The 13,094-nt window shown below is 70.3% G+C and carries 8 protein-coding genes and 1 pseudogene; 3 read left to right on the top strand and 6 right to left on the bottom strand.

Annotation, left to right across the window (positions count from 1 at the left end; translation table 11 throughout):
• Positions 1-16: 16 nt before the first annotated feature.
• Positions 17-1,054 carry a LacI family DNA-binding transcriptional regulator gene (locus ACFWYS_RS31860; RefSeq protein WP_384776259.1) on the bottom strand — a complete coding sequence of 346 codons (1,038 nt, stop codon included), beginning with the start codon at positions 1,052-1,054 and terminating at the stop codon, positions 17-19.
• Positions 1,055-1,223: 169 nt separating this feature from the next.
• Positions 1,224-2,189, bottom strand: coding sequence for a multicopper oxidase domain-containing protein (locus tag ACFWYS_RS31855; RefSeq protein ID WP_384776257.1), 966 nt, complete (start codon positions 2,187-2,189; stop codon positions 1,224-1,226).
• 178 nt (positions 2,190-2,367) lie between these two features.
• On the opposite strand from ACFWYS_RS31855, the pseudogene ACFWYS_RS31850 reads away from it, so the two are divergent.
• Both ACFWYS_RS31850 and ACFWYS_RS31845 read left to right on the top strand, forming a co-directional pair.
• Positions 2,368-4,851, top strand: a pseudogene (locus ACFWYS_RS31850) (ThuA domain-containing protein).
• Positions 4,852-4,907: 56 nt separating this feature from the next.
• Positions 4,908-7,061, top strand: coding sequence for an OmpL47-type beta-barrel domain-containing protein (locus tag ACFWYS_RS31845; RefSeq protein ID WP_384776365.1), 2,154 nt, complete (start codon positions 4,908-4,910; stop codon positions 7,059-7,061).
• Positions 7,062-7,066: 5 nt separating this feature from the next.
• Here ACFWYS_RS31845 and ACFWYS_RS31840 read toward each other — a convergent pair whose 3' ends face one another.
• The 3 genes from ACFWYS_RS31840 to ligD form a co-directional block, all read right to left on the bottom strand.
• Complete coding sequence (locus ACFWYS_RS31840; RefSeq protein WP_384776255.1) at positions 7,067-8,428, bottom strand: cytochrome P450; 1,362 nt, start codon at positions 8,426-8,428, stop codon at positions 7,067-7,069.
• A gap of 3 nt (positions 8,429-8,431) precedes the next feature.
• Positions 8,432-9,391 carry a terpene synthase family protein gene (locus ACFWYS_RS31835; protein ID WP_384776253.1) on the bottom strand — a complete coding sequence of 320 codons (960 nt, stop codon included), beginning with the start codon at positions 9,389-9,391 and terminating at the stop codon, positions 8,432-8,434.
• Positions 9,392-9,626: 235 nt separating this feature from the next.
• Complete coding sequence (gene ligD, locus ACFWYS_RS31830; protein WP_384776251.1) at positions 9,627-10,637, bottom strand: non-homologous end-joining DNA ligase; 1,011 nt, start codon at positions 10,635-10,637, stop codon at positions 9,627-9,629.
• Positions 10,638-10,711: 74 nt separating this feature from the next.
• Between ligD and ACFWYS_RS31825 the strand changes: the two genes are divergently transcribed.
• Positions 10,712-11,782: an ATP-dependent DNA ligase gene (locus ACFWYS_RS31825; RefSeq protein WP_384776249.1), complete on the top strand. Its 1,071-nt coding sequence runs from the start codon at positions 10,712-10,714 to the stop codon at positions 11,780-11,782.
• Positions 11,783-11,831: 49 nt separating this feature from the next.
• Here the strand turns inward: ACFWYS_RS31825 and ACFWYS_RS31820 are convergent, their stop codons facing one another.
• Positions 11,832-13,022 (bottom strand): zinc-dependent alcohol dehydrogenase, encoded by a 1,191-nt coding sequence (locus tag ACFWYS_RS31820; protein WP_384776247.1) that lies wholly within the window; start codon positions 13,020-13,022, stop codon positions 11,832-11,834.
• Positions 13,023-13,094 lie beyond the last annotated feature (72 nt).

The raw sequence follows: 13,094 nt of genomic DNA, 5'->3' as shown, positions 1-13,094 counted from the left end.
CTGTCCGGAGGTGGGCTTACGCGGACGTCCGCCGTACCAGCGTGGTCGGCAGCACCACGCTGGACGGCGCGACGCCGATGCCCGGTGCGGCGGCATGCCGGTCGAGTCCGCGGAACAGCAGCCGGGCCATCAACCGGCCCATCTCCTCTATGTCCTGACGGACCGTCGTGAGCGGTGGGTCGCTCTGCTCCGCCACCGGCAGCATGTCGTCGAACCCCACGACCGCGACGTCCTGCGGCACCCGCCGCCCCGACTCGCGCAACACCCGCAGCGCCCCCGCCGCGGTGAGATCGTTGGCGGCGAACACGGCGTCCAGGTCCGGACAGCGGGCGAGCAGCTCACGCATCGCCCGTTCACCACCGGCCGGTGTGAAGTCGCCCTCGACGATGAGCCGTGGGTCGGCGTCGACCATGACGTCCCGGTAGCCGTCGAGCCGGTCCACCGCCGACGTCTGGTCGAGGGCGCCGGTGATGTGCGCGATGCGGGCGCGGCCGAGGCCGACGAGATGCCGTACGGCCTCGCGGGCGCCACCCCGGTTGTCGCTGTCGACGTACACCACGCCCCGTTGGTCGCCGCTCCAGCCGGGCCGTCCGCCGAAGACGGTGGGGACTCCGGCGCGCTGGATCAGTCCGGGCAGCGGGTCGTCGAGGTGCAGGGAGAAGACGAGCGCCCCGTCGACATGGCCGCCGGCGAGGTAGCGGGCGACGCGGGCGTGGTCGTCGCGGCCCTCCGTGAGGAGCAGTACGAGCTGGTTGTCGTGGGCCGTCAACTCCTTGCTGATGCCTCGGAGTTGGAGCGCGAAGAACGGGTCGGCGAAGACGCGGGTCTCCGGTTCGGCCACCACCACGGCGACGGCGTCGTGCCGCCGGGTCACCAGGCTGCGGGCGGCCTGATTGGGCACGTACCCGAGCTCCTCCACCGCCTTGCGCACCCGCTCGACGAGCGGCTCCCGGACCCCGTCCCCGCCGTTGACCACCCGGGACACGGTGGCCCGCGAGACGCCGGCCCGTGCGGCCACGGCCTCCAGGGTGGGACGCGGGGCGGTTTCGGTCACTGCACGGCTCCTCATGGGCGGTTGCCGATCAGGATAGCCCCGCCGCGCACAGGCACGTGAGAGCGCTCTCGCCCCTGCAGAACGCGCACTCCGGAACGACCGACATCACGCCGGCGAATCCACCCGCCCCCCGGCCCCCTCCCGCCCCGCCACCCGGTGAGCCATTCCGTCAGTGCTCATGCGGCTCGTACCCGGGAATCGTCCCGTCCGCCTTCTTCACCAGGAACAACCCCGCCATGCCCATGTCGGAGTGGCTCTGGACGTGGCAGTGGTACATCCACGCCCCGGCGCCGACGCCCTCCCCCGCGATCACCTGGAAGCCGAAGGAGTCCGCCGGGCCGACGATCTTGTTGTCGATGACCTGGCTGGGGTCGTCGGGGCCGGTGAGCATGCCTGTGCGGTTGTCGGCCCAGCGGTGACCGTGCATATGGAAGGTGTGGTAGTACTCGCCGTGCGTGATCATCACGAACTCGACGCGATCGCCCACCGTGGCCTCGAAGTCGGGGCCGCTGTGCGCGGGCTTGTTGTTGATGAGCATGTCGTTGAAGACGATCGTGTGGGTCGCGTCCGGCAGGATGTCGCCCTTGCGGCGGACGATCACCGGCCCGTAGAGGCCCTTGCGGATGCCGCCCGTGCCGTGCTCGGTGCCGACGACGTGGTCGTGGTAGTGCCAGTAACCGGCGCTGCCCGCCCGCCAGGTGCCGTCCTTGCGTCGGCCGGGGGCGTGGGTGCGCCAGGTGTAGGTGCGGGTGCCGCCGGGCTCGACGTCGCTCTTGTTCAACTTGGTGCCGTCGCTGGTGACTTCGTAGTCGAGGCCGTGGACGTGCAGGCTCACCGGTACGTCCATCGCGTTCTCGAACTCGATGTGCAGCGTGTCGCCCTCGTTGAGCTCGATCAGCGGGCCGGGGACGGTCGCCTTGCCCTTCTCGAAGCCGTAGCCCATCTGCCCGTCGGCGAGCTTCTCGGCGTACAGCTTGATGTGCCGCACCTCGCCGCCCGCCGGAGCGGTCCTCGGCGGTGTGTCCGCGCCCGCTGCCTCGGGTACGGACGCCAGGGACAACGATGTCGCGACGGTCGCACCGCCCAGCAGCACACGCCTGTTGAAGCCACGTCTGTCGAAGCCACGTCTGTCCATGCCGAACTCCCCACGGCGGTACGGAATTTACGGGGATGAACCGGTGAGACGGTACCGGCCACTCTCCCGTTTATCCACACTCAGGACAAAGTTCGTCCCAGTGCGGTCATAGGTATTGGCGAGTCGTTCAAAGGGGTCTAGCTTCCTTGTCGCTGTTGCTGTGACCGTGGAGGTGCGCATGCGCTTACGAGGGTTGAGCACGAGAAGACAGACCTGGGTGGCCACTGTGACCGCCGGGATCGTCGCCGCCGGACTGATGTCGGCCCCGGCCGCCGACGCACGCCCGGCCCCGGACCCGCCCCTGACAACGATGTCCGTCAAGTCGCCGCCGGGCGGCGCGAATGTACGGGTGCTCATCTTCTACGGGTCCGCGGCAGCGGGCGACGAGTCGCCGCTGGTGAACGCCGGTATCGAGGCGATCGAGAAGATCGGCCTGTCCGGCCCGGCCGACCAGCGTTTCAAGGTCGAGGCCACGAACGACGCCTCGGTCTTCACCGACGAGGCCGAACTGGGCCGTTTCAACTCGATCGTGTTCCTCACCGGTGGCGGCGACGTCCTCGACCCCGAGCAGGAGGCGGGCCTGGAGGCGTACATGGAGGCGGGCGGCGGTTTCGTCGGCGTCCATGACGCGGCCCGCGCCGAGCCCTACTCGGACTGGTACACCGGGCTGATCGGCGCCCGCCCGGCGGCCGGCGGCCCGACGAACGTACAGAGGGCCGTCGTCGAGGTCGGTGACCGGCGGCATCCGGCCACCAAGGAGCTTCCGGTGCAGTGGAAACGGCCGGACAAGTGGCTGAACTGGACGAAGAACCCGTCGGGTGCGGTGCACACCGTGGCCCGGGTGCGAGAATCGTCCTACCAGCCGGGCGCGGGCGCCAACGGCTGGGATCACCCGGTGAGTTGGTGCCGTGACTACGACGGCGGCCGCTCCTTCTACACCGGGATGGGCGGCACGGTGTCGTCGTACGACGAGACCGACTTCCGTACCCATCTGCGCGGTGCCCTGCTGTGGACGACCCGGCTGGTGCAGGCGGACTGCAAGGCCACCATCACCGGCAACTACAAGGCCGAGCGCCTCACACAGCCCAACCAGCCCGGCCAGAACGACCAGATCGGCGAGCCGCACGGACTGGTCACGGCCCCCGACGGCCGCGTCCTCTACATCGGCCGGGGCGGCGCCGACTCCTCGCAGCCGGTGGTCACCGACTGGAACAACCCGGACATCGGCAAGGGCAAGGGCGAGATCCATGTCTACGACCCGAAGACCAAGAAGGTCACCCTGGCCGGTGCGCTCACGGTCTTCGGCAACAAGGGCGGCGGCGACGAGCTGATCAAGGTCGAGGAGGGGCTCCTCGGTATCGAGCTCGACCCGCGCTTCGAGCAGAACGGGTGGGTGTATCTGCACTACACCCCGCACTCGCAGCTCAACCGCGACACCCGGATGGCCGAGCGGCGCGTCTCCCGCTTCACGCTTGACCTCGCCACCGACAAGCTGGACCTGAGCAGCGAGAAGGTGCTGCTCAAGTGGCCGGTGCAGGTGCACAGCTGCTGCCACGCGGGCGGCGGGATGTCCTGGGACTCCAAGGGCAACCTGTACATCGCGACCGGCGACAACAACTCCAGCCGCTTCAGCGACGGTTACTCGGGAAACAACCCCCAGCCCAACTACAAGGGTGTCTCCTTCGCCGACGCGCGCCGCACCGCCGGCAACACCAACAACCTCAACGGCAAGATCCTGCGCATCCACCCCGAGCCGGACGGCACGTACACACTGCCGGACGGCAACCTCTTCACGGGCCGGGAGACCGACGAGGGCGGCGGCAAGACGCGCGGCGAGATCTATGTGATGGGCGTCAGGAACCCCGCCCGTATCTTCGTCGACCGGCAGACCGACATCCTCTACGCGGGCTGGGTCGGCCCGGACGCCTCGGCGCCGTCCACGACCTGGGGCCCGGCCAAGTACGACACCTTCGCCGTCATCACCAAGGCGGGTAACCGGGGCTGGCCGTACTGCATGGGCAACAAGCAGCCCTACCGGGACCGCAATCTGCCCGATCCGAGCAAGCCGCTGGGCTGGTACGACTGCAACCACCCGAAGAACGAGTCCCCGAACAACGACGGCCTCGTCAACCTGCCGCCGGTCACCGGCAACAACATCTGGTACTCCCCCCAGGGCGGCGCCCCGGACTTCCCGCGCGACGCGAACGGTGTGCCGTCGTACAAGCAGGAGGAGTCCACCTATCTGCTGCCGTGGCTCAAGGGCGGCGGACAGGCCGCGATGAACGGGCCGGTCTACCGGTACGACGCCGTCTCGGCCACCAGCGACGTCAAGTGGCCGGCCTACTGGGACGGCAAGTGGTTCGTCGGCGACTTCTACGACGCCGACCAGCCGCGCAACGCGGTGATCACCGACCCGAAGACGCATGGCGACGGCGGTCTGCCGGTCCACTCGGAGTCGTTGTAGAAGATCGTGCCGATCGGCAACGACGGCATCAAGAACCTCATGGACTGGAAGTTCGGTCCGGACGGCGCCCTGTACGTGCTCGACTACGGCCGCGGCTTCTTCACCTCGGACCCCAAGTCGGCGCTGTGGCGGGTCACTTACACGGGCGGCGGACCGACCCCGGCCGCCGATCGGCTGGCGAGAGGAGGAGACCGGTGATACGCCGACGACATCAGCGAAGAGTCTGGACGGCCCTGGTGGCCGTGCTGCTCGTGATGCTGGGGCTGCAGTCCGCGCCCGTCGCGGTCGGACAGCCCGACGCCCCGACCGCGTCCGCCGCGCAGGTGCTCACCTGGACGGCGGGCGACGACATCACCAAGTACGGGTCGGCACCCACGACGGCCGTCGCGGGCACGACGACGATCGTCTTCGAGAACAGCACGGCGACCGGCAACACCATGGGGATGCCGCACACGTTGACGTTCGACACCTCCGACCCGGAGTTCAACAACGACGTCCAGCTGAACATCCTCGCCAACCCGAACGACGACCAGGGCGGCCGGCACACCGCCGAGGTCACCCTCACCCCGGGCCGCTACCGCTACTACTGCACGATCCCTGGCCACGGGCAGATGCAGGGCATCCTCGTGGTGACCGAGGGCGGCGGCCAGGACACCACACCGCCCGAGGCGTCGGCCCACGTCAGCGGGACACAGAACGCGCAGGGGCAGTACGTCGGTTCGGCGAGCGTGGCCGTCCACGCCACCGACAACGAGGGCGGCTCCGGCGTCGACCGCGTCGAGTACGCGGTCGGTGACGCGGGCGCCTGGACGCCGTACACCACCCCGGTCGTCGTAGACCGGGTCGGCGATCACAAGATCCGCTACCGCGCCTTCGACAAGGCGGGGAACGTCTCGGCGGAGAAGAGCGCCGCGTTCACGGTGGTCGCGCCGCCGACCGACGACACGGCGCCGCCGGAGACGTCGGCGACGGTCAGCGGTGAGCGCAATCCCGACGGCACGTACATCGACATGGCGACGGTCACGGTGTCCGCCTCCGACACCGGTTCCGGCGTGAACACCGTCGAGTACGCGATCGGCTCGGGTGCCTGGCAGGCGTACACCGCCCCCGTGATGGTGCATCAGGTCGGTACGCATACGGTGCGCTACCGGGCCACCGACAAGGCGGGCAACGTCGCGGCGGAGAAGAGTGTGCAGTTCACGGTCGTGGCGTCGCCCGAGCCGGACACGACGCCGCCGGTGACCGGCGTGAGTGTCGAGGGCACGAAGAACTCCGACGGTGCCTACATCGGCAACGCGAAGGTGACCCTCTCGGCGACCGACGCGCACGGCTCGGGCGTCGACCGGATCGAGTACTCGATCGACGGCGGACCGTACCTCGCGTACACCGGCCCCGTGGTCGTCGACCGCGCCGGCACCCACACCCTCGCGTACCGGGCCACCGACAAGGCGGGCAACACCTCCGCCGCCCGTACGGTGACCTTCACCGTGGTGGCCGGCCAGGTCCCGGCGCCCAACTGCCCCGAGTTCGACGAGCGGTTGACCGTGATCGTCGGCACGGTCGACTCCGGTGTGCCGAACCGGTTCACCAACAGCCGGTGCCGGATCAACGAGCTGATCGAGGACGAGAAGGAGTGGTCGTCCCAGGCGCTGTTCCTCAAGCATGTGAAGACGGTCCTGGACAAGCTGCTCAAGGACGGCGTGGTCGACCAGCGCGAGTACAACGCCGTCCGCAAGGCCGCCCGTGAGTCGGGGATCGGCAAGCCCGGGCAGACCGAGGGCTACCGCACGATCCTCGACGGCAGCGCGGAGTCGTTCGCCAAGTGGCAGCAGGTGGGCGGCGGTTCGTTCGCGCGGAACACCGACGGGACGATCACGAGCGGGACGACGAAGCCGGGCCTGGGCATGCTGTGGTTCCCGCAGCGCAAGTACGGCGACTTCTCGCTCCGCCTCCAGTGGCGGGACGACGCTCCGGGCACCGGCAACGCCAACTCGGGTGTGTTCGTGCGCTTCCCGTGGGTCCATGACCACCCCGAGGAGTCGCGGCCGGAGTGGGTCGCCATCAAGTACGGGCACGAGGTGCAGGTGCTCGACCGGCCCGACGGCGACATGTACAAGACGGGCTCGGTCTACGGCTTCGACCGGGTGGGCCTCGCCGGTGCCGGTGTCACACAGAAGGGGACCTGGAACGACTACGAGATCCGCGTGGTCGACCAGCACTACTCGGTCTACCGCAACGGCGTACTGATCAACGAGTTCGACAACACCGGCGGCCAGGACTTCACCCCGCCCCGCTCGGACGACCCGGGCACGGACGGGCGACGCTTCGCCTCCGGGTACATCGGGCTCCAGGTGCACGGCACGACGGATGTGGTGTCGTACCGGGACATCCGGGTCAAGGAACTGTAGGCGGGCTACGAGAAGGCGGCAGTCCGGCGCGTCACCACCATGAGCAGAGGGCTGGGCCGCATGGTCCCCTTGACCAGCGGAACCACCGTCCGCCCGGTGGCGTGCCGGAACCGCCAGTGCCGCAGCAGAGTCCCGACGATCAGCGGGATCTCCGTCTGGCCGTACATGTCACCGATGCACTTGCGGGTACCGACGCCGAACGGCATCTGGGCGTCCTTCTGCCCGGCCGTCACCCGGTCGGGCAGCCACCGGTCCGGCTCGAATCGGTGCGGTCGGGGGAAGGCTTCCGGGGCGCGCTGCAGGCAGTACAGGCTGAACACCACGTCGGCCCGGGCGGGGATGCGGTAGCCGCCGAGTTCGGACGGCCGGGTGGTGACGCGGCTCAGCAGCCAGAAGGGCGGGTACAGGCGCAGCACTTCGGTCATGGCTCGCCTCAGCACCGGAAGGCTGCCCGCGTCGTGGGCGTTCAGGTCACGGTCGCCCACGGTGTCGCGCAGTTCCGCGAGGACGGCCTCTTCCACCTCGGGGTGCGTGGCAAGGCTGTGCAGGAGCCAGGCCGCCGCGCTGCCGGTGGTCTCGATGGCCGCCATCAGCATGCCGATGACCTGCTCGTTCAGTTCGGTGTCGGTCAGGGTGGCGCCGGTGCGTTCGTCCCTGGCGTGCATCATCGCGGACAGCAGGTCGCCCCGGTCCCGTCCGTCAGCGCGGTAGCCGGCTATCTCCTGCGCGATGATGCGCCGGATGCCGTGCAGTGCCGCGTCGAACTCGGTGTTGGCGGGCAGCGGAAGCCGGTGCGGCCAGGCCACGGGGACGATCAACCTGCGGTACAGCCCGGCCAGCATGGGCGGGAAGAGCCGCTGGATCTCCCGGGCGGCGTGGGCGGCACCGGGCCCGGAGAACAGGGTTCTGGTGACGACGTCGGCGGCGAGCCGGTGCAGGACGCGCACCACGTCCAGGTGTTGCCCGTCGTGCCAGGACCGGGAGAGCTCGTCGGTGCCGGCCCGCATCGCCGTGGAGTACTCGACGATCCTGCGGCGGTGGAAGGCGGGTTGCAGGATGGGGCGTTGCACCGCGTGGTCCGCGGTGGGGCAGGTGGCCACGCCGTTGCCGGCCAGGGCCCGCACCCCGTCGATGAAGATGCCGCCCTTGTCGAAGGTCACGGGGTCGGTCAGCAGCCGGCGCACCAGGCCGGGCCGGGTGACCAGGTGGACCGGCTTCGGGCCGATCCGCACCACGACCACACCGGCGCCCCGGTGCTGCCGTTCGAAGAAGAGGAGCGGGTTGCGGACGAGCTGCCAGAGGTGTCCGGCGAGCGGCAGGGCGCCGGGTGCGGCCGGAGGGGCGGGGAGCGTCGTGATCGGATCCATGTCTCACTCCTGCGCGTACTCGAACTCGGTCCGATCGGAGTGCAGTACGAGCGCGGTGGGCGGGCGGCCGTCCCAGGTGTGGGCGGGGCCGTGGTAGCGCGTGGACTCGCAGTGCCAGGCGAGGTTCCCGGCCATCATCAGGCCCACCGCCTCCAGGTAGCGGTGAACGGTGTCGCCCAGCGGGTGGTGCCGGTAGCGCGTCCGCAGCAGGTCGCTGGTGCGGGTGTAGGCGTAGTGCGCGTCCCTGATCCGTCCCACCAGGATGTCCACGGCCGCCTGCGCATCGAGGTCCTGGTGGTGCATGAGCGACAGCATGAGGTTCATGCCGTCGCCGGAGACCACCTCCTTGCGCATCGAGAACAGGTCGTTGACGAGCACCAGGTGGGCCCCGGCGACCTGCCACAGCTGCGCGAGGTCCGCGTCCTCGTCCAGGAGCGGGGTGAGGTCGATGCCCAGGCCGTACTCGATGGGCACCAGGATCGTCTCGCCGCCGGTGGAGATGCGGCGCAGCGGGAAGCACACGTCGGGGTGGACGGTGCGGCCGGTGGCGCGGATCGCGTTCTCCATGGCCAGCGCCTCGGCCCAGCGCTGCTGTGTGCGCAGTTGCCGGGCTCGGACCCCCGCGGGCATGGTCCCGGTCAGCTCCGACCACACGTCCTTGTACGCGGCGGCGTAGGGGCCGGTGTCGTCGCCGGTGCCGTCGAGCATCCGCAGGAAGCCGTCGTAGGTGTCCCAGTCGTGGACGGCCCGGTCGTCGAGGGCGAACAGCAGTGTGTACAGGCGGCTGATGCCATCGATCCGGGTGCGTCCGGCGGTCGGATAGCACCAGCACGCCCAGCGCGGAGTCCGCTCCCTGAGGAACGCCTCCCTGCTGTGCCGGTCGGCGAAGGGCACCTCGGCCCGCAGCCAGGCGTGGTCGGCCTCCGTCACGGCGGCGTGGTCGGGGTGCAGACGTGCCTGCACCGGGCAGGGAATCTCGTCGACGTGTATGCGGGTTCCGGGATGCACAGCTGTTGAACGGGTCGCCATGGGCCCCTCACGGTCAGGACGGGCCCTGTCGGCCGGGACATGTCCCCAGGCCGGCTCGGGTGCCGTTTGAGCCCGTACCGTCGCAGCTTCGGTCGCCGCGCCGGAAGGCGCCCCGCGGAGCGCCCGTTGCACCCCCAAGGCTCACCGCCGCGTCCGTACGCCCCGCGTGTCAGGTCTTGCGAGCCCGGCTGGGCTGCACCCGCTTCGGCTCCCCCGGCATCTTCGGGTACTCGGGCGGGTAGGGCAGGTCGCCGAGGCCGTGGTCGTGTTCGTCCTTGTTGGCCAGCTCCAGCAGGGCGTCCAGGGAGAAGCGGTGGTCGTCCATGTCGGCGTGTACGTCGCCGAGTTCGGCGAAGCGGGCCGGCATGGTGGCGATGTCGAAGTCACGGGGGTGCGCGGTGCCGACCTCGTCCCAGGTCAGGGGCGCGGAGACCGGGGCGTGCGGGCGCGGGCGCACCGAGTAGGCGGAGGCGATCGTGCGGTCGCGGGCCGTCTGGTTGTAGTCGACGAAGATGCGCTCGCCCCGCTCCTCCTTCCACCACTTGATGGTCACCTGCTCCGGCATCCGGCGTTCCAGCTCCCGGCCGACGGCGATGGCGGCGCGTCGGACCTGGGTGAAGGTCCAGCGCGGCTCGATCGGCACGAAGACGTGCAGCCCACGGCCGCCGGACGTCTTGGGCCAGCCGCGCAGGCCGCCGAACTCGTCGAGAACGGCGCGTAGTTCGTGGGCGGCGCGGACGGCGTCGTCGAAGTCGGTGCCGGGCTGCGGGTCGAGGTCGATGCGCAGTTCGTCGGGGCGGTCGACGTCGTCGCGGCGGACGGGCCAGGGGTGGAAGGTGAGCGTGCCGTACTGGGCGGCCCACAGGACGGCGGCCTCCTCGGTGGGGCACATCTCGTCGGCGCTGCGGCCGCTGGGGAAGGTGATGTGGGCGGTGGGGATCCAGTCGGGCATGTTCTTGGGCGCCCGTTTCTGGAAGAAGGACTCGCCACTCACCCCGTCCGGGTAGCGCTCCAGGGTGGTGGGGCGGTCGCGCAGGGCGCGCAGGATGCCGGGGCCGACGGCGATGTAGTACTGGGCGAGGTCCAGCTTGGTGAAGCCGGGTTCCGGGAAGAAGATCTTGCCCGGGTTGGAGAGGCGCACGGTCCTGCCGCCCGCCTCCAGCTCCACCGCTTCGCCCATGCGAGCCACGGTAGGCGCACCACGGGTACCTCGCACACCGGGCGTTCATGGTCGTGTGCGAGCAGAATCGGACCATGGACCTGCCGGTGATGCCGCCCGTGAAGCCGATGCTCGCCAAGTCGGTGGCGAAGATCCCGCCGGGCATGCAGTACGAGGCGAAGTGGGACGGGTTCCGGGCGATCGTGTTCCGCGACGGGGACGAGATCGAGCTGGGCAGTCGTACCACCAAGCCGCTGACCAGGTACTTTCCCGAGCTGGCGGAGGGGCTGAAGGAGCGGTTGCCCAAGCGGTGCGTGCTGGACGGGGAGATCGTCATCGCGCGGGAGGGGCGGCTGGACTTCGACGCCCTCACCGAACGCATCCACCCGGCGGACTCCCGGGTGCGGATGCTGGCCGAGCGGACCCCGGCGTCGTTCGTGGCCTTCGACCTGCTGGCACTGGCCGACCAGTCGCTGCTTCAGACGCCGCTGGCGGACCGGCGGGCGCTGCTCACGATGGCGTTGTCCGCAGTGACGGCGCCCGTGCATGTGGCGCCGGCGACGACCGACATCGAGACGGCGCGGGGGTGGTTCGAGCAGTACGAGGGGGCGGGTCTGGACGGTGTCATCGCCAAGCCGCTCACCCTGCGCTATCTCCAGGACGAGCGCGCCATGTTCAAGATCAAGCACGAGCGGACGGCGGATGTCGTCGTCGCGGGCTACCGGCTGCACAAGAGCGGGCCGATCGTGGGTTCCCTGCTCCTCGGTCTGTACGACGACCAGGGCACGCTCCAGCATGTGGGCGTGTCGGCCGCGTTCTCCATGAAGCGGCGGGCCGAGCTGATCGAGGAGCTGGAGCCGCTGCGCATGCAGGACGCCGCGGGGCATCCGTGGGCGGCCTGGTCCGAGGAGGCGGCCCATGAGTCGGCGCGGCTGCCGGGCGCGCCGAGCCGCTGGTCGGGCAAGAAGGACCTGTCCTGGGTGCCGCTGCGGCCGGAGCGGGTGGCCGAGGTGGCGTACGACCACATGGAGAACGGCGTGCGCTTCCGGCACACGGCCCGCTTCCGCCGCTGGCGCCCGGACCGCACTCCGGCCGGCTGCACCTACGCGCAGCTGGAGGAGCCGGTGCGCTACGACCTCGCGGAGATCTTCGCGCCACAGGCCTGACGGGCCGCAAGGCACGGGACCGAGCAGGCCGCGAGGCACGGGACCGCTGTCACGGCTGCATCAGCACCTTCACCGCGCCGTCCTGCTTGTGCTGGAACATCTCGTACGCGTGCGGCGCGTCCGTCAGCGGCAGTCGGTGGGTGGCGAAGTCGTCCACGCCGAGCGGGTCCTCGTCGGTCAGATACGGCAGGATGTCGTCGCTCCAGCGGCGCACATTGGCCTGCCCCATCCGGATCTGGATCTGCTTGTCGAACAGGGTGAGCATCGGCAGCGGGTCCGCGGTGCCGCCGTACACCCCGGACAGGGAGATCGTGCCGCCGCGCCGCACCAGGTCGATGGCGGTGTGGAGGGCGGCGAGCCGGTCGACGCTGAAGCGTTCGGCGAGCGGTCCGCCCAGCTTGCGCGGCAGCATCGCGGAGGCCTGCTGGGCCAGCCGGGCGGCGGCGCTGCCGTGCGCCTCGGTGCCGACCGCGTCGATCACGGCGTCGGGGCCACGGCCGTCGGTCTCGTCACGGATGGCGGCGACGAGCTCCTTCTCGTCGTGGAAGCTCCTCAGGTCGTACGTCTCCACGCCCCGCGCCCGGGCCCGCTGAAGCCGGTCGGACACCAGGTCCACACCGAACACCCGCCCCGCGCCCTGCACCTGGGCGACCCGGCAGGCCATGTCACCGATGGGGCCGAGGCCGAGCACGGCGATGCTGCCGCCCTGCGGGACCTCGGCGTAGCGGACCGCCTGCCAGGCGGTGGGCAGGACGTCGGAGAGGTAGACGAACCGGTCGTCGGGCGGGCCGTCGGGGATCTTGATCGGGCCGAACTGTGCCTGCGGGACCCGCAGATACTCTGCCTGGGCGCCCGGCACGGCGCCGTACAGACGGGTGTAGCCGAACAGGGCGGCGCCCATGCCCTCGCCGGTGACCTGGGTGGTCTCGCACTGGGTCGGCAGCCCGGTCAGGCACATCCAGCAGTTGCCGCAGGCGATCTGGAACGGCACCACGACCCGGTCCCCCGCCTGCAGATCGGGCACCGCGGCACCGACCTCCTCGACGATGCCGATCGGCTCATGGCCGAGGATGTCCCCCGGCGTCATGAACGGCGTGAGCACCTCGTACAGATGCAGGTCGGAACCGCACAGCCCGGTGGACGTGATCCGGACGACCGCGTCCGTCGGCGCCTCGATCCGCGGATCCGGCACGTTCTCCACACGCACTTCGCGCTTGCCCTGCCAGGTCACAGCCCTCATCGCCCCGTGCTCCCTCCGTCACGTGTGCGTCCGCTCCTACGGTGGCCGCCGGGTACCCCCGCGCTCCCCCGC

Source organism: Streptomyces sp. NPDC059010, assembly GCF_042740355.1.
GTDB lineage: Bacteria > Actinomycetota > Actinomycetes > Streptomycetales > Streptomycetaceae > Streptomyces.
This window is presented reverse-complemented; position numbering and strand designations above follow the sequence as displayed.